Source organism: Microbacterium sp. LMI13-1-1.1, from assembly GCF_040815625.1.
Lineage (GTDB): Bacteria > Actinomycetota > Actinomycetes > Actinomycetales > Microbacteriaceae > Microbacterium > Microbacterium forte.
Genome location: NZ_JBFPNL010000006.1, coordinates 110020 through 126865, shown reverse-complemented (window position 1 = coordinate 126865; position 16846 = coordinate 110020). Strand labels below are relative to the sequence as shown.

The window sequence follows — 16846 nt, the reverse complement described above, 5'->3', positions numbered from 1 at the left end:
CTCGTCGACTCACGCGGGGCACTGAAGCCACCGTGCTCGACTTGAACGACGACGACTCTCACCCCCCTCGGCTGTACTGACGCCAGAACGCGAGCAAGTATATCGGTCTGCCCGGAATCGGGGACAGGCCTCAGCCGGAGCAGCCGTCCGTGACGACGGGCTTCGCGCCCCGCACCATCGGGTTGGTCCTCACCTCGAGAGGGCCGTAGTCGTCATCGCCGCCGACGAACGTCGCGGTGACGTCGACCGAATCCCCCGGGTCGAACCAGGCCTCGAACGCGACCACCGGCCGACCGAGATCATCGATGTCACGATGCATGACCGACACCTCGTCACCGTTGAAGGTCGCATCCGCGAGCGTGGTCCCCGGAGGACCGTAGACGAAGATCCAATCGCGGAACCGGGCGCCGAAGGTCATGCTCTGCACATAGCGCGGCAGCGCCTCGGCCTGGCGCTGCGTCAGCGGCAACGTGAGCGATGCGGTGGCCGTGAACGTCGCCGTGTCTGCTTCGCACACGGCAGTGGCCGTCGTCGCCGTCTCCGTGAAGTAGTCGATCTTCGAGCCGTTGCTGTTGTTGAAGTAGATGCCCATGGTGGTCACGTTGGAGTTGTCCGCCGGAAGCACCCCGCTGATCTTGGCCCCTTCGATCGCCTCAGCCACCTGCTCGTCGTCGCTCCAGACCAGCACACTGCCGTGAGACGCGCTCTCCGTGATGGCCCACAGCATGTCCTTCAGATCGAAGTCACCGGCGGCGATCTTGTCGAAGACCGCGGCAGCCGTGTCGGCGAAAAATCCGTCGACGAGTTCGGGCTCCTTGTACGAGTCCCAGCGCCCGTAGACCTCGCTCAGCAGCAGGGAGACCGCGTTCTCTTCGGAGAGGACCTCGCCCGAGGCGAGCTCGATGGGGCCCGTCGCCTTGAGGATGCGCCCCAGCGCCAGCGGATCGATCGAGACCACACCGGCGATCTCGTCGTCTGCGATGTCGCGCTGCCACCAGGCACGCATGATCTTCGCTGCGGTGGGGAAGTCGGGGCGGCTCATGCTCGTGTTGATGTGGTCGACGAGATAGCGCGTGTACAGCTGGATGGCGTTCGGGGGCACCTCCACGTCGACAGCGACGCCGTTCTGATAGTTGCCGCTGTCTCCCTGCGCGCCGATCGCGATCGCCCCCTCATCGACCTTCACGAGAGTCTGGGCGGCGGCGCTGCCCCCGAGCGCGAGCGTTTCGGCGTTGTTCTGGAAGACGAGGAGATACTTGCGCTCGCCGTCGCCGCCGAGCAGTTTCGGAAGGACCCCGATCATCGGGGCGGCCGCCGACATCACCTCGTCGACCTGATCGACTCCCTCGCGCACGACGGAGACCAGGAAGGGCGACTTGGAGACGGACTCCAGTCCGTCGGCGAGCTCGGTGATGTGCGTCGCCTGGTCGTCTGTGGCATCGAGGAGCCGCTCGGTGATCGATCCGGTGGAATCCTCGTCACCCATCACCGGCACGGCGACGCCGTTGACGAGTGCGTCGAGCGACTGCGCCGCGAGGCGCACACCTTTGAGGTTGTCGCCCACGACCGGGACCCACTCCATGACCCACCACACAGGGTCGGACGCCGCGGCACCGGCGCTGGCGGCGCTTTCGGAGAGCTGAGGGAGCGCATCGTCGACGTCGCCACCGCCCTGGATCTCCGAGATGAGGTCCTGGCTCTGGACGAGTCCGTCCTTCACCGTGATCGCGCGCAGTCCCACCCAGCACACCGCGATGAGGAAGGCGATGATGACCAGGATGACAACGGTCCAGATTCGGCGCCGCCGCCGCTGACGGCCCGGCATCCGCTCGTCGATGCCCTGCGCATCCTGACGCTCTGCGCTCATGGACGACGTACCTTTCGTGCGGGGGTGATCTGGTGAATTGTACCGGCGACGCCTGAAGCCGCCCCGTCCGCGCTCACTCGGACTCCGAGGAGATGAAGATCGGAGACGCGCCGAGAGTCAGCGAGACCTCGCCGTCCTCGGGCTCGATCGTCTCGGTGTTTCCGGACATGTCGGTGACAACCAGGGGAACGTCGGACGTGAAGGTGCGTTGCACCTCGCCCTGCGGCGCCCACGCGATGCGCGTCGCCTCATCTCCTGAACCGAAGACCTCGACCGAGGTCTGCTCGTCGGATTCATCCGAGGTGAAGGCCTTGTCGCGCAGCTGAGTGATCATCAGCGCCTGGGCGAAAGCCCCGGGCTTCGGAGCGAGAGCGACGACGCCTGCACGTGGTGCGTTCTCATAGAGCCCGAAGTTCGCTTCGCCCGCAGCGGGGTCGGGGGTGTCGTTCACCAGGTCGTACCAGAAGTACTTCTCGACGCCGTTGGCGAAGGCAAGCGCCTGGTTGCGCACCATCATCTGCCCCTGCTCGAGCAGCGAGACTCCTGCATAGTGCGTCGGGAACCCCATCTCGGTCACCCACACGGGCCGGGTCTCCCCCGCGGTCTCCTGCATGTCGGCGTAGGACTGCTGCACGGTTCCCGCGATCAGATCGGCGTCGCGGTTGATCCACGATTCGTACGGGTGGTAGCTCGCCACATCGGTCACGCCCATCCCGCCGGCCTGCCAGAACCCGACGAACCAATCGCGGTCGTAGAGTGCGGTGGAACCGGTGACGATCGGGAGCTCCGGATACGCCGTGCTGACGTGGTCGCGGACCGACTGCGCGATGGGCACGTAGCACGCCGGCGCCGCCCCGCACGCCGTGTCGTTCTCACGATGGTTGAACTCGTTCAGCACCTCGAGTCCGACGAGGTCGAACCTGTCGGCGACGGCCTTCGCATAGGCGCCGTATGCCTGGATCGAGGTCTCATTGCCCGGTGCCTTCCTGGCGCCGTAGAGCCTGTTGCCGTAGACGACGAGGCCCAGCAGCTTCACGTCGTTCGCGTGCATGCGCTCGAACTCGCGCACATAGTTCTCATCCCACGCGTACTGCCCGGCCACCTTCTCGTTCCGCTCCCACGAGATGTCGTTGCGCACCTCGGCGAAGCCGATCGCAGCCGCCAGCGAACCCGTGCCGACGAAGGCCTCCTTCTCGACATGCGCTCCCACCCCGAAGCGGCCGTCCTGGGCCACGGCGAAGCCGTCGGCGTCGATCACAGCGACATCCGTCTGGATCTGCCGACCCGCGGAGTCGTTGACGGCGACCGTGTAGTGTCCCTGCGATACGCCGGTCAGGGGCAGGGCGGAAAGCGGACCCGTGGAACCGAACTCGCCGGTGATCGGCTCACCACCGGACGTCGACGTGGCGCTCCACTGCACGGGCCCTTCAGCGAGCGAGACGGCGAGCAGAGCGGATTCGTCGGTCATGATCAGAGAGTCGTTGACGATGCCGGCCGGCGTCTGCACGGCCTCGAACGATCCGTTGGGCACGAGGTTGTCGCCGCCGGCCGCGGTGATCGACACGTCGTCGATCCCGAAACCTCGCACGGCACCGGAGAACGCGACGTCGAACGTCGACGCGGCGGGCTGATCGCTCGCCGACGTGAACGGGAACTCGATCGTCTCCCACTCCGCATCCAACTCGGGAAGCGTGAAGGTCTGACCCGCCACGTTCAGGCGAACCCCGGTCTCGGTCTTCTCCTCGGCGAGCACCCGCACGGATACTCGGAGCGTGTAGTCCGTACTCGGAGCGAGCGCGACGGGTGCGGACGCAGCGATGATGTCCGCATCGTCGGCCGGCGCATCCACGCGCAGCGACACGGCGCCCTGCGCCGCGTCGCCGACCTCGGGAAGGACCGTGCCTACTACTCTGCGGTCCGCGAGCGTCCATGCGTCGACCGAGGCCCGCGCGACGTTCGTGACAGGGACCACGGCCGGCTGTTCGGTCACGACCGGCTCGGGAGTGGCCTCAGGCGATGGCGATGCCTCGGCGCGAGGCTGGGCCTGCTGCCCGGAGATCACCATCGCAGCCGCGGCGCCCCCTCCGACAAGGAGCACGGTGACCGCGCTCGCGATGATGATCGTCTTCTTCGTCGCGCGCAGAGCCATCATGTCCTTCCCCCGTAGTGTTCGCCCTCCAACATATCGGGTGGAGTCGAGACGAAGCTGACAGCCCATCGCAGCCGTGTGCGCAGAACTTCCCTAGACTCGACGCATGCTTGCAGAGGCCCCGCCGACACTGCGCGCCCGCGCACGACGGGGTGCGAGGTCGGCGCTGTGAGCGGCGTGCTGGTGCACGAATGGCTCGCGCCGAGAGGCGGCTCCGAGAACGTCTTCGAGGCCATGAGCGAGGTGTTCCCGGACGCCGCGCGCTATTGCCTGTGGAATGACAGCGAAGGTCGCTTCGAAGTCGACGGCGAGACGTGGTTGGCTCGCACTCCGCTGCGCGGGCGCAAGGCCGCAGCTGTGGGGCTGATGCCTCTCGCGTGGCGGACTCTTCCGAACGTGGAGGCGGACTGGATTCTCGCGAGCTCGCATCTCTTCGCACACCACGCGAGATTCGCAGGAGCTAAGCACAGCGCCCCGAAGCTGGTGTACGCCCACACCCCGGCGCGCTACATATGGAATCCCGAGCTCGATGTGCGCGGCGACACCTTCGCCGCGAGGACCGCAGCGAAGATGCTGAAGGGGCTCGATCGCAGGCGCGCCCAGGAGCCGATCGCGATCGCGGCGAACAGCGTGTTCGTGCAGAAGCGCATCGCTCAGGCATGGCACCGCGAGAGCACCGTGATCCACCCTCCCGTCGACGTGACCGGCTTCCTCCGCGCACCGGAGCCGGACGCACGCGATGAGGCCGCCCTCGCACTCCTGCCTGAGACCTTCCTCCTCGGCTTTTCTCGATTCACCCCCTACAAGCGGCTGGATCTCGTGATCGAGGCCGGAGTCGCCGCCGATGTGCCCGTCGTGCTCGCGGGTGCGGGCCCGGACGAGGCTCGTCTCCGTTCGATCGCCGAGGAGCGCGCGCCTGGTCGGGTCTTCTTCGTGCGGTCGCCGGGAACAGAGCTCTACCGGGCACTTCTGCAGCGCTGTATCGCCCTCGTCTTCCCCGCCGTCGAGGACTTCGGCATCGTCCCCGTCGAGGCCATGGCAGCAGGTCGACCTGTGATCGCCACCCCCGTGGGCGGGACGGCCGAGACGATCGTCGACGGCAGCACCGGCGCGTTCGTCGAGCACTGGTCGCGCGACGAGCTGCGCCGCGCGGTCGACGTGGCCGGCGGCGTGTCCCCCGAGGCATGCCGAACGCAGGCGAAGAAGTTCTCCGAAGCGGTGTTCGCCGATCGCATCAGGGAGTGGGTGGCGGAGTCGGTCGACGGGGCGCGCCTGCCGGAGACGAGGAGCGCGTGACCGTCCTCGTCGACGACCGGTACCGCGGTACGCACGGCATCGGCCGCTACGCCGCGGAGGTCCTCCCCCGGCTGGCGCTGCCCTGGGAGTCGCTGAACCTCGGCGGCACCCCGTTCTCGGCGGTCGACGCGTTCCGCTCGGTGGGTGCGGCGGCCGTGCCCGGTGCCCTCGTCTACTCACCGGGGTACGGCGCTCTCGTGCGCGCTCGGAAGCAGCTGCTCACACTGCACGATCTCATCCAGCTGAGCAGCCCGGGCCTCGACCGCTGGAAGTTCGCGGCCTACTACTCCGGTCCGGTCAGAGACGTCATCCGCAGAACCGGCGTCGTGCTCACCGTCTCAGAGACGTCGGCCCGAGCGCTTCGTTCGTGGGTACGGGATGACGGGGTCGAGATCGTCAATGCCGGCAACGGATGCTCTGATGCCTTCCGCCCTCGCGCAGACGCGCTCCCACAGTCCGACCCCTACGTGCTGTTCGTCGGCAACGGCCGCGCACACAAGAACCTCGACGTCGTTCTCGACGCGCTGGCCTCGGCGCCCGACCTGCGCCTCGTGGCTGTCGTCCCCGAGCGCGAGATCGCAGACCTCGAGGCCAGGGCGACGCAGCGGCTCGTCGACGCCCGAGTGCGCTGGGTGACCGGAGTCGACGACGAGAGGCTCGCCGACCTCTATCGGGGCGCTGCCGCGACCGTGATGCCCTCGACGCTCGAGGGGTTCGGCCTTCCGGCCCTGGAGTCGGTCCGCTGCGGCACCCCTGTCGTGCACTGGGCGGAGTGCGAATCGGTCGCGGAGATCGTCGGAGATCGCGGTCATGCGGTGCACTCCGCCGACGATGTGCAGGAGTGGGCGCACGCGCTGACCGAGGCGATGTCCGTTCAGCGACGGGTGTCGCCGCCCGAGGGCTACGACTGGAACCGCACCGCGGGGATCATCTCGGAGACGATCACCAGACTGCTCGACTGATCAGGCTCGGCGTCCCCGGATCGACCGGAGGAAGTCCTCGAGCGAATCGGTCTTGCGCTCCCACGATGCGGCAGACGCCGCGTCGGCGCCTGCGCGGTTCGGCGACGTCTGTGCGAGTGCGCGTTCGAGCGCGGCATCCGCGCCGCTGTCGTCGGTGTACACCTCGATGCCGAGATCGGATGCTGCGCGGATGCCGGGCGTCTCGCGCGCTACGACGGCGAGGCCGGCGGCGAGGTACTCGTAGAGCTTCATCGGGCTGCGGCCGGCGTTGAGGGGACTGTCGGAGAGCGGCAGAAGACCGACCCGCGCCGTGTGCAGCAAAGCCGGGACCTCTGTGTAGGCGACGGGCCCAACGATGTCGACGTTCGACGGCAGGGGACGCGGCGGGCGCGCGTCCGGCCCGGCGATGACGAACCCGACGTCCGGCCGTGCTCGTGCCCAGGCCTCGACCCGTTCCCAGTCGAACCGGCTGTCCAGCGCCCCGACATAGACGCACCGCGCCGCACGGGGAGTGCCTTCGGCGGCAGACGGTGCGAAGCGCGCGACCTCAGCCCCGTTCTCCAGCACGCGGGAGGGCACGCGCAGCGTTCCGAGTCCTCGCAGGACCTCGTCGGATGTGGCGATCACGCCGTCGACCTCGTCGAGGATGCGTCGCTGCAGAGCGTGCTTCAGCCCGTCGGGATACAGGTCTGTGGGTCGATAGATCACGAGATTCGAGAGCGATCGCACGGAACCGTCCCACAGCAGCGGCTGATCGATGAGCACGGCATCGAATGCGGCGGAGATGCCCTCGCGCTGCAGCATCCGAGCAACGGTCGGCGCTCCCAGCGGCGCCGGCATCGTCGTGCGCGGGACGACCTGCAGCACTCCGTCATCGTCGCGTCGAGCGCGACGAGGCACGATTGCCAGGTGCTGTCGATCCACACGTCCGGTCACCCGATGGAGGAGGGAGATCGGGGTGCTCAGATGCACGACTTCCGCTCCGCGCGCGGCGAGCACACGGGAGTAGTGGTGGCTGCCGACCCGGAAGGCGCCGAAGGGGTGGCTATGCGAGAGGAACAGGATGCGCGCGGGCGGGGTGCTGGCTCGCCCCGCGGCGTCGGTCATGCTCGCACCCTGCGCACGGCATCGCGGATCCCGTGCTGGATTCCTTCGAGAGTCGCCGCCGCGATGCGCACGCGCTCGGAGACCTCGGCCGCGCGTTCCGGCGTCGGGAGAAGCACCGCGCGCATGCGCGTCGGATCATCCGCGGACGAATCGACGGAGACGCCGTGCAACCCGATGGCCGCGAACGCCTTCGTGATCTTCATCGTGGGGCCGGGAACCAGTTCGACGGGAACCGCCCCGCTCAGAGCGGCGAGCACGAGCACGTGCATGCGGTCGCTGATGACGACCTGCGCCGCCTCGTAGCGCTGCCGGAGGCTCTCCTCCTGTACGAGGGGATCAGTATCGCCCCAGGCGTCGAACTCGCCGCCGAGCAGCTGCGCGAGCTCACGCGCTCGGCTCTCGTCTTCGCGCACCTGCACGACGGTGCGGATCGAGAGGCCGGCGCGCTCGGCTGTCTCACACACCGCGCTGAGCCACTCCGCATCCGGCAGCGGGCGCGCACCGCGCAGACTCACCAGCAGCTCGGAGCGCTCGCCCCACGGGAGTCCAGGGCGCGTCCCTGCCGAGAATCCGATATCCGGCGCCAGCCGGCCGCATCGCGCAGTCGCGAGCGTCGACTCGTCGCGCCACAGAGTCACCTGCGAGAGCCGGGCCGCCAGGCGATGAATCGCGAGCGAGGGCTGCGAGGGCGCGCGGATACCTCGCGGCGGGCGGACGACGACCCCGCCCTTGAGACGGACGATGAGAGTCTCGGCCAGGAACACGAGCTCTCTGAGCCCGTTGCCACGGTCGAGCGGAATCTCGCCCGCTTCGAACACCAGCACGGGGTGTCGAGGAGCGAGAACGAGAAGACGGAGCCACCGCGGCACCGATTTCTTGTCCCGCAGAACGATCGCATCGGCAGGCACGCCCAGTTGCGTGAGCCAGACATCGGGCGCATGTCCGGTGTAGGCGACCAGCTCGTCGCTCGTGCCCATCGCCCACCCGAGGGTCTCACGGCGGATCAGCGCGTCACCGATGTTGCCCGCGGGCCCTGTGAGCGATACGAAGGTTCGGGTGGCGCGGGGCGCTCTGGACGATCGTGAATCCCGGCGGCGCATGAGGTGGATCTCCTCGGTCCGATGCATCGGACGATCAGGGGGTGGTGGTGCCGGTTCCCGGGTCAAAGACGGGAGGCTCCGTGATCGGTGGCGTCGTGGGCTCAGGCGCCGGATCGGTGGGCGGCGTGGTCGGTTCGGGCTCGACAGGGGGCGCCGGCTCGGACGGGGTGACCGGCTGGGGCTCTGTCGGCTGCGAGGGCTGCGGTTCGGGCCGAGAGTCCTCGTAGTCGGGCTCCTCTTCCTCGACCGGCAGCACTCGCGCGACCGAAGCGGACGCGCTGACCCGCACGCCGTCGGCGTTCTCTGCGGTGACCGTGTAGACGACGGCCTCTTCCGCACAGGAGAAGGGCACGGCTCGATCGGAGAGGTTCTCCGGCAGGGCTGCAGCGAGCGGTAGCTCGAGCGCATCGACCTGTGTCTCTGCCGCCGCGATCGCGACGCTCTCCGCGTCGTCGATCTGCCAGCTCAGCAGCACCTGTCCGTCTTCAGCGTCCTCAGAGGCGCATTCGACGGTGGCCGTGTTGACGGCGAAGCTCTGAATGACCGGATCGGCGGCGGCGGCCGCGGACGGCGCGGCTGTCGGACGCGGGGACGACTCGGGTTCGGTGGGAGCTGCGACGCTGCTCAGTGTGCCGATGATCGCCCCCGCGGCCACGGCGAGGAGCACGGCGACGCCGGAGAGCACCATCAGCAGAACGCTGCGCTGTCTCGTGCGCTTCTCATCGCGGCGGTGCCGCTCGCGACGGGCGATCGCTCGTGGCTCGTCTGCGGCGGAGGAGAGCGCGACGGGCACCGAATGCGCTCGCGACGAATCACCGTCCACGACGGTGCTCGGATCGAACCCGACCGCGACCGGTGCGTTCTTCGTCGAGGGCCTCGGTGCGGAGGCCGCACCGACAGCGCTGGCGCCGGGGTTCCTCGTCCACGCGATGTACTCGGAGATCACATCGTCGGCGGGGCCGTCGGCGATGAGCTCGCCCTTGTGGACCCAGAGCACGCGCTCGCAGGTCTCCTTGAGCGACCCGACCGAGTGGCTGACGATCATCACCAGACCGGCGCTGTCACGCAGCTCGTTGATGCGCTTCTCGCTCTTCGCCCGGAATCGTCGATCTCCGACGGAGAGCGCCTCATCGATCAGCAGGATCGAATGCGCTCTCGCCGAAGCGATGGCGAATCGCAGGCGGGCCGCCATACCGGAGGAGTAGGTCCGCATCGGATGGTAGATGAAGTCATTGAGCTCTGCGAAGTCGGCGATCTCATCGACCTGAGCCGCCGCCTCATCGGGAGCGAACCCCATCGCCAGCAGGCCGAGTCTGATGTTGTTCTCCCCCGAGAGCTCGGGGACGAGTGCGGCATTCACACCGAGCAGAACGGGTCGCTCGCGAGCGAAGATCGCGCCCTCGGAGGGGGGGATCAAACCGCTCATCGCCCGGAACAGGGTCGATTTCCCGGATCCGTTGTGCCCGACGACACCGATCGACTCACCCTCGGTGGCAGTGAAGCTGACTCCGCGCAGCGCGGGGACCACCTGCAGATCACGCCCGCCCCGGATCGAGCTCAGACTCGTCAGGGACTCTCGTGCGGTCATCCTCTTGCCTGCGGCGAAGACGCGATAGTTGACGTGCACATCGTCGGCGATCATCATCGCCCGCGGCGCATGAGCTGCCACGGGAGACTGTCCGGGGAGCAGGAGGTCAGTCACTGAGTCCGTACCTCGGTTCGCCCTGCCAGAAATAGAGCACGCCGCCGACGAGCATCACCAACGCCCAGACCGGAGCAGCGATCCATGCGAGCAGCGGTGCCGAGTATCCGGACAACAGCACGTCTCGCGCGAGGGAGATGAAGTCGTACGTCGGGATCAGGTGCACGATCGTGAGGATCGTCGGGAATTCGGCGAGTGCGCCGTCGACGTTGAAGAAGATCCCGCTCGCATAGAAGAGCACACGGTTGATGATCGGCACCAGCTGCTGGATGTCGCGCGTGCGCACCGCGATACGGGCGACCACCAGTGCGACACCGAAGTTGAACACGCCCATGACCGCGAGGATCGGAACGATGAGCAGCCACGACCATGAGATCGGCTCACCCAGGATCAGCAGGAGGATGCCGAGCAGGACCACGACGGGGATCATTCGCATCGCCTGTTCGGCGATCACGGACGCCGGGAGCAGAATGCGCGGGAATCCGAAGCTCTGCACGAGCTTCGCGTTGCTGGTGATCGCCTTCGACCCGCTGCCGAAGCACCCGGTGAAGAACTCGAACACGAAGACGCCGACGATGAGATACGGCACGAAGTTCGCGGGTCGTGCGGCACCGGCGAGGATGAAGTTGAAGATGGTGCCATAGACGATCGCGAGCGCGAGAGGCTTGAGAACGATCCACAGGACGCCGAGTCGGTTCGGCAACAACCCTGCGATCAGACGGCTGCCGGCCAACCGCAACGCAAACGTGCGCAGACGCCACGTCTCGACGAGGTAGACGCCCAATCGAGGACGTGTCCCCACCTCCGTCAGACCGGCGGTCGCGGGCACAGCCATCGCTCCCATTCGGAATCCTCTACCTCTCTCTACCCCGATGCGCGGCGAGTCTGCACCAGGGCGGCATATCGGATCATGCTACCCCACACGGCGATTCCGTCGCCCTGAGGCGACTCAGTCGCGACCGTAGATGTCGCGCGTGTAGATCTTGTGGGCGACGTCGTCGAGCGCATCGGTCGAGCGGTTGGCGATGATGACATCGGCTCTGGCCTTGAACTCGTCGAGGTCGCGCACGACTTCCGAGTGGAAGAACTCGTCTTCGTCGAGGGACGGCTCGTAGACGACCACCTCGACGCCCTTCGCCTTGATGCGCTTCATGATGCCCTGGATCGACGATGCCCGGAAGTTGTCAGACCCCGACTTCATGACGAGGCGGTACACGCCGACGGTGCGGGGCTCTCGGGCGAGGATGTCGGTGGCGACGAAATCCTTGCGGGTGCTGTTGGCATCGACGATCGCGGCGATGAGGTTCTGCGGCACCTTGGAGTAGTTCGCGAGCAGCTGCTTGGTGTCCTTCGGCAGGCAGTATCCGCCGTAGCCGAAGGAGGGGTTGTTGTAGTGCGACCCGATGCGCGGGTCGAGTCCCACGCCCTCGATGATCTGCTTGGTGTCGAGCCCGTGCACGACCGCGTAGGTGTCGAGCTCGTTGAAGTACGCCACGCGCAGCGCCAGGTAGGTGTTGGCGAAGAGCTTGATCGCCTCGGCTTCGGTCGACTCGGTGAGCAGCACGGGCACGTCGGTGGCGATCGCGCCCTCGAGCAGAAGCGCGGCGAAGGCCTCTCCGACAGGGCCCCGGTCACCGACGACGATGCGCGACGGATAGAGGTTGTCGTGCAGCGCGCGCCCTTCGCGCAGGAATTCCGGCGAGAAGACGATCGCCGCCCGCGGATGCTCTGCGTTCATGCGCGCGGTGAATCCCACCGGCACCGTCGACTTGATGACGATCGCCGCGTCAGGGTTCACCGCGAGGACCGTATCGATGACGTTCTCGACCGTCGAGGTGTCGAAGTAGTTGGTGACCTCGTCGTAGTTCGTCGGGGTGGCCACGACGACGAAATCCGCGTTCCTATAAGCCGCCTCGGCATCGACCGTCGCTGTGAGGTCGAGATCATGCGTGGCGAGGTAGTCCTCGAGTTCGACATCGGCGATGGGCGAGACTCGGCGACTGAGCATCTCGACCTTGGCGGGGTCGATGTCGACGGCGAACACCTCGTGGTGCTGGGCGAGGATGACGGCGTTGGACAGGCCGACGTATCCGGTCCCTGCGATGGCGATCTTCATGCCCTCAGGCTATCCCGGCCCGCGGATAGACTCGTCCGCGATGACACTCCGCCCTCTGCTCACCATCGTCATGCCGGTCTCGGGCGACGAAGCGACTGTCGCGACGGCTCTCGAGAGCGCCCTGGCACAGACGCTGGTCGATATCGAGATCATCTGCGTCGACGATGCGTCGACCGACGGCACCGCAGCCGTGCTCGAGCGCTTCCGGCACCGAGACCCGCGGGTGCATGTGGTGAGTCATGACCGCAATCTGTCGGCGTTCCAGGCCCGCCGCACAGGAGTCCTCGCGGCGAACGCCGACCGTGTGATGTTCCTCGACGGCGACGACGAGCTGACGCCGGATGCCGCAGCGACAGCGGTCGCGCAGGCCGAGGCGACGGATGCCGACATCGTCGGCTTCGGCGTCACCGTGGTCGAGCGCGACGGCCGCACCGGCAGTCCCTACGAGGTGCGGCTGCAGCCGCCGCAGCATCCGCTGACCGGCCACGACGTGCTGAGCGGATTGTTTCCCCTGGGAAAGCCGGCGCAGGGCCAGCTCTGGCGGTTCCTCTTCCGCACCCGCGTGTTGCGCGAGGCGTACTCGCTGGTCGCCGACGACCTCGCGCTGCCCCGAGTCAACGACCTCCCGCTGCTGTTCCTCGCGGCGGTGATCGCGACGAGCTATGCCGCTGTTCCCGACAGGCTGTACCGCTACCACTTCGGTCGCGGCGGCAGCGGTCACCGTGTCGACACCGTCGAACGCGCGCAGTTCTACACCGGAGCGATCAATTCAGTCGATGCGATCGGGCCGGCCGTCGATGCGCTCACCGTGTCTCACGCCGACCCGGGCCTCGTGCGCGACACCTATGAGTCCGTGCGCCTCTCGATCATCGGGTATGTGTGCTTTCAACTCGTCGAGCACAGCGATGACGCAGTGCTCGACAGCGCTCTCGCGCACCTGCACACGGTCGCGAGCGGGCAGGACATCGTGCATGCGGCCGCGCGGTTCTATCCGGCGACACTCAAGGCTCTGAAGTTCCATACGACGTGGCAGGGCCTGCCCGAACGGCCCGCGCGCAGCATCCTGCTCGTGACATCGACGCTGCGCACCGGAGGCGTCTCCGCCGTGCTCACGTCGCAGGCGCGATACCTGCACGAAGCCGGTTACCGCGTGACCGTCGTGGCGCGCAACGGCGGGAGCGACGCGAGCGCGCTGCCCGCCGGCATCCCGTTCGTCGAGCTCGCCTCACGTCGGCTTTCCGATCAGCTCGCGCAGTGGGCTGAGCTCTGCCGAGCACACGAGGTCGATGTGATCATCGACCATCAGGTGCTCTACATGGACACCTGGCCGGAGTTCGCCCTCGTGGCGCGAGCAGAGGGCGCGGCGACGATCGGCTGGCTGCACAACTTCGTCGCTCGGCCCGTGTACGACGGCAACGACCGGCTGACGCTCATCGAGCGGTGCAGCCCGACGCTCGCCCAGCTCATCACTCTGTCGCCGCTCGACGTCGCCTACTTCCGACTGCGGGGCGTCGAACACGTCGCATACCTGCCGAATCCCCCCTCGCCGCTGATGCTCGAGTCGGCGGCTCACTCGAGTGCGAAGCGCGCCCCGTCGGGTCGGCTCGAGCTGGTGTGGTGGGGACGACTCGAGCAGCGCACCAAGCAGGTGCGTGAGCTCGTCGAGGTGGGCGTGCAGCTGCGCGCCCTCGGCGTGCCGTTCGCCCTCACGATCATCGGGCCCGACTGGGATGACGTCACCGCGAAGAAGCTCAACGCGCTCGCACGGCGGCGCGGCGTCGGCGACGCCGTCGCCGCGGTCGGGCCTCTGCGAGGGGCTGCCCTGGTCGCTGCGATCGACTCGGCAGATGCCTTCATCTCGACGAGCATCATCGAGGGGTACCAGCTCACGATCGCGGAGGCGCAGGCTCGCGGGCTGCCCGTCTTCATGTACGAGCTGCCGTGGCTCACACTCGTGCAGGAGAACCAGGGCGTCGTCGCCGTGCCGCAGGGCGACGCGCGGGGTCTCGCCTCTCGGCTCGCGGAGACGCTCGAGGACCCGGAGAGCTATCTGCAGCTGTCTCGGGCGTCGCTGGACGCCGCGTCGCGGGCACGCGAGGACGACTTCGCTCAGCTGTATGTCGACCTAGTCACCGGTGGTCTTCCGCCGAAGTTCGCACCTCAGCCGGCTCTCGATGATGCGCGGCAGCTGCTCGGACTTCTGGTGTTCTTCGCCGAGCGGGCGGAGGGTCGCACCGTCGCGTCCACGGATTCGCCGACCTGGGGCAAGCGCATGTGGCAGTCCGCGGCACCACTCGGGCGAGCAGCTCTTCGGCGCCTCCCAGGACTCCAGCCGCTCGCGCACCGCGCGAAGGGGTGGCTCGGCGCGCGCTGAGGCCCGACCGCGGGCCTTACGCCACTGCGTCCATCGCCGCACGGATTCGCGCGGTCAGGTCTACGATCTCGGCGCGGGCGACGTTCACCGCCGGTGCGAGCGTCGGAAGGTGGGTCTCGAATCGAAGGGCGAAGTCGCCGAACTGGTCGTACCGACCGACGAGGTCGCCGAGACCCACCGCCGCCAGCAGGCGGGAGATCTTGTGCGGGTCGCTTCCCGAGCCGATCGGGTACGCACCCTCGCTCGCGCCCATGATGAGGCCGTGCGCTCGATCGCTGATGACAGCGAGCGACTGCCTGTACACCGCGCGCACGTACTCGTCGAGCGCGTCGTGGCGCATGCTCGGGGGCTCCAGATAGTCGCCTCCCAGCGCTTCAGCGAGACGCACCGCACGGGGAGAATCGCGCGCCACCTGCGTCACCGTCACGATGCGGGTCGACGTCGCACGAGCGAACGCCCTCACCGCCGAGAGCCACTCATCGCCCGGCCACGGCCGGTCGAACCGGAACGTGACCGCGAGGAGCGGCCGCTCGTCGGGCTTGGCCCAGTCAGCGGTCGCCCGACCGAGCGAGTACGCCCAGTCCGGTGCGAAACCGCCGAAGCCTGCGGCATCCCGTGAGCCCTGGTCGCGCCACGACATGACCGCGGCGTCGCGGAACGCCGGGTCGAACTTCACGGAGCTCACATCCTGAGCGTTGCGGATGCCGATGCCCGTGGCGAGCACGATGCCGCCGTTCGACACCGCGCGCGTGGCTTCCTTGACCAGGCGCGGTCCAGGGAAGACCCCCGGACGCGGGTTGATCTCGCCCGCGTTGAACGCGTAGACGGGGCGCGTCGTCGCGTTCATCGCACGAGCCCATGACACCCGGTCCTCGTAGAAGGTGACATCCGATGTGGTCGAGAACCGCGCGGAGTAGTCGGTCGTGGGCGTCGCGAGGAAGACGTGCACGTGCCTTCCCTGACCGCGAAGGGCATCGAGGTACGCAACGCGAAGCTCGGAATCGCCGAGGTTGTCGTCCTGGCCGCTCAACTGCGCGAAGACATTCTGAGTAGTTTCCATGTTCACCGAGGTCAAAGTCTATTGTTAGGAGTGTGTCGTTCGCGTTCAGGTCTCTCGTCGCCCGCACGCGGACCCGTTTGGGCCGTGTGAGTCCCAGCGGGGACGAGCGAGACGTGAGTCTCAAAGTACTCGTATCCGGACGTCCTCCCTCGCATCGTCTCCGTTACGTGGATCAGATTCTGGGAGACAGCTCGGTTTCCAGCCCTCCCTTCGGGATCGATTTCGAGTACCGAGACGCCCCGAGTGGCCGCGACTCAGTGGACGTCGTTCATCTCACCGACTCGGCCGCCGTCTTGGGGAACCGCCGCGTGCCCGAATCCGAGAAGGTCGCCCGAGCGACTGCATTCACACGGGCTCTCAAGCGACGGCGAGTCTCACTCGTGCGAACCGTGACCGCCGACGTCGACCGAGATTCACGAGGATCCCGAGCCGAAGCCATCCTCGACAGAGCGACGTCGACCTACATCACCCACAGCGCGCATCGCACGGTCCCGCAGGGGCGCGAGGCGACACTCATCCCGCATGGTCATCTGCGCTTCCGGTTCCTGGGCTACCCCCGCGGCGTCGCTGAGTCCGGCCGTCTGCTCTTCGTCACTCCGGACAGCTTCCACAGCGCCTACGAGGCGGCGGTGAAGGTCTTCGCTTACGCAGATCTTCCTGCGCACACGCTGCGCATCGTGGGCAAGATTCCCTCGCGGCTCGCCTCGTCGTTCGCACGCACGATCAGCGTGAACAGCAAGACCATCACGCTGCTGGACGACACAGTCTCAGACGCCGCTCGGGTCGATGAGATCAGCAGAGCTGCGCTCGTGATCGTCGAGGCCCCGGAGACGGACGAATCGATGAGCACGATGCTGCTGGCGCTGTCTCTGGACCGCCCTGTGCTGGTCGAGGACACACCGTTCACGAGGGATCTCGCTGCAGAGGTCGGAGACTCGTGGGTACGGCTGCACCCAGGGCGCCTCACAGCCGTCGAGCTGGAGAAGGCCCTCGCATCGTTCGCGAAGTCGCCCCCCACCGGCACACCGGATCTGGACGCGCGCGATCCTGACACCGTCTCGCAGCAGTTCACCGCCGTGTACCGGTCTGCCGCCGCGTCGCGGTAGTCGACGC

12 protein-coding genes are annotated in these 16846 nt (G+C 67.6%); 4 read left to right on the top strand and 8 right to left on the bottom strand.

The window, feature by feature from the left end:
* Nucleotides 1-130 precede the first annotated feature (130 nt).
* On the bottom strand, nucleotides 131-1867 hold the full coding sequence (locus MRBLMI13_RS13915) for a DUF4012 domain-containing protein (RefSeq protein ID WP_367823697.1): 1737 nt from the start codon (nucleotides 1865-1867) through the stop codon (nucleotides 131-133).
* A 73-nt stretch (nucleotides 1868-1940) separates the two neighbouring features.
* Nucleotides 1941-4019, bottom strand: a complete 2079-nt coding sequence (locus tag MRBLMI13_RS13910) for a hypothetical protein (RefSeq protein ID WP_367823699.1) — start codon at nucleotides 4017-4019, stop codon at nucleotides 1941-1943.
* A gap of 165 nt (nucleotides 4020-4184) precedes the next feature.
* Here MRBLMI13_RS13910 and MRBLMI13_RS13905 point away from each other — a divergent pair, with 165 nt between their 5' ends.
* Both MRBLMI13_RS13905 and MRBLMI13_RS13900 read left to right on the top strand, forming a co-directional pair.
* Nucleotides 4185-5312 (top strand): glycosyltransferase, encoded by a 1128-nt coding sequence (locus tag MRBLMI13_RS13905; RefSeq protein ID WP_367823701.1) that lies wholly within the window; start codon nucleotides 4185-4187, stop codon nucleotides 5310-5312.
* Complete coding sequence (locus MRBLMI13_RS13900; protein ID WP_367823703.1) at nucleotides 5309-6274, top strand: glycosyltransferase family 4 protein; 966 nt, start codon at nucleotides 5309-5311, stop codon at nucleotides 6272-6274. The genes MRBLMI13_RS13905 and MRBLMI13_RS13900 overlap by 4 nt, the downstream gene beginning before the upstream one ends.
* On the opposite strand, the gene MRBLMI13_RS13895 is transcribed toward MRBLMI13_RS13900, so the two are convergent.
* The 5 genes from MRBLMI13_RS13895 to MRBLMI13_RS13875 all read right to left on the bottom strand — a co-directional run bounded on the left by MRBLMI13_RS13895 (nucleotide 6275) and on the right by MRBLMI13_RS13875 (nucleotide 12299).
* Entirely contained in the window at nucleotides 6275-7381 is a 1107-nt protein-coding gene (locus MRBLMI13_RS13895; RefSeq protein WP_367823705.1) for a glycosyltransferase, read from the bottom strand.
* Nucleotides 7378-8481, bottom strand: coding sequence for a hypothetical protein (locus MRBLMI13_RS13890; protein ID WP_367823707.1), 1104 nt, complete (start codon nucleotides 8479-8481; stop codon nucleotides 7378-7380). Before MRBLMI13_RS13890 ends, MRBLMI13_RS13895 begins: the two co-directional genes overlap by 4 nt.
* A gap of 34 nt (nucleotides 8482-8515) precedes the next feature.
* The gene (locus MRBLMI13_RS13885) at nucleotides 8516-10183 is read right to left on the bottom strand and encodes an ABC transporter ATP-binding protein (RefSeq protein WP_367823709.1); all 1668 of its coding nucleotides are present in this window, start codon (nucleotides 10181-10183) and stop codon (nucleotides 8516-8518) included.
* Nucleotides 10176-11027, bottom strand: a complete 852-nt coding sequence (locus MRBLMI13_RS13880; RefSeq protein WP_290159126.1) for an ABC transporter permease — start codon at nucleotides 11025-11027, stop codon at nucleotides 10176-10178. The genes MRBLMI13_RS13885 and MRBLMI13_RS13880 overlap by 8 nt, the downstream gene beginning before the upstream one ends.
* Nucleotides 11028-11132: 105 nt before the next feature.
* Complete coding sequence (locus tag MRBLMI13_RS13875) at nucleotides 11133-12299, bottom strand: nucleotide sugar dehydrogenase (RefSeq protein ID WP_367823711.1); 1167 nt, start codon at nucleotides 12297-12299, stop codon at nucleotides 11133-11135.
* Between the two features lie 40 nt (nucleotides 12300-12339).
* Between MRBLMI13_RS13875 and MRBLMI13_RS13870 the strand changes: the two genes are divergently transcribed.
* On the top strand, nucleotides 12340-14673 hold the full coding sequence (locus MRBLMI13_RS13870; protein ID WP_367823713.1) for a glycosyltransferase: 2334 nt from the start codon (nucleotides 12340-12342) through the stop codon (nucleotides 14671-14673).
* Between the two features lie 16 nt (nucleotides 14674-14689).
* Here MRBLMI13_RS13870 and MRBLMI13_RS13865 read toward each other — a convergent pair whose 3' ends face one another.
* Nucleotides 14690-15733, bottom strand: a complete 1044-nt coding sequence (locus MRBLMI13_RS13865) for a hypothetical protein (protein ID WP_367823883.1) — start codon at nucleotides 15731-15733, stop codon at nucleotides 14690-14692.
* Nucleotides 15734-16041: 308 nt separating this feature from the next.
* On the opposite strand from MRBLMI13_RS13865, the gene MRBLMI13_RS13860 reads away from it, so the two are divergent.
* A complete protein-coding gene (locus MRBLMI13_RS13860; protein ID WP_367825036.1) occupies nucleotides 16042-16839 on the top strand; it encodes a hypothetical protein in 798 nt (265 codons plus the stop codon).
* Nucleotides 16840-16846: the final 7 nt, after the last annotated feature.

Excerpts from the sequence above, each read along its gene's own strand:
- MRBLMI13_RS13875 (WP_367823711.1), bottom strand. The coding sequence starts at position 12,299 with ATGAAGATCGCCATCGCAGGGACCGGATACGTCGGCCTGTCCAACGCC.
- MRBLMI13_RS13865 (WP_367823883.1), bottom strand. The coding sequence starts at position 15,733 with ATGGAAACTACTCAGAATGTCTTCGCGCAGTTGAGCGGCCAGGACGAC.
- MRBLMI13_RS13890 (WP_367823707.1), bottom strand. The coding sequence starts at position 8,481 with ATGCGCCGCCGGGATTCACGATCGTCCAGAGCGCCCCGCGCCACCCGA.
- MRBLMI13_RS13870 (WP_367823713.1), top strand. The coding sequence starts at position 12,340 with ATGACACTCCGCCCTCTGCTCACCATCGTCATGCCGGTCTCGGGCGAC.
- MRBLMI13_RS13895 (WP_367823705.1), bottom strand. The coding sequence starts at position 7,381 with ATGACCGACGCCGCGGGGCGAGCCAGCACCCCGCCCGCGCGCATCCTG.
- MRBLMI13_RS13880 (WP_290159126.1), bottom strand. The coding sequence starts at position 11,027 with ATGGGAGCGATGGCTGTGCCCGCGACCGCCGGTCTGACGGAGGTGGGG.
- MRBLMI13_RS13910 (WP_367823699.1), bottom strand. The coding sequence starts at position 4,019 with ATGATGGCTCTGCGCGCGACGAAGAAGACGATCATCATCGCGAGCGCG.
- MRBLMI13_RS13915 (WP_367823697.1), bottom strand. The coding sequence starts at position 1,867 with ATGAGCGCAGAGCGTCAGGATGCGCAGGGCATCGACGAGCGGATGCCG.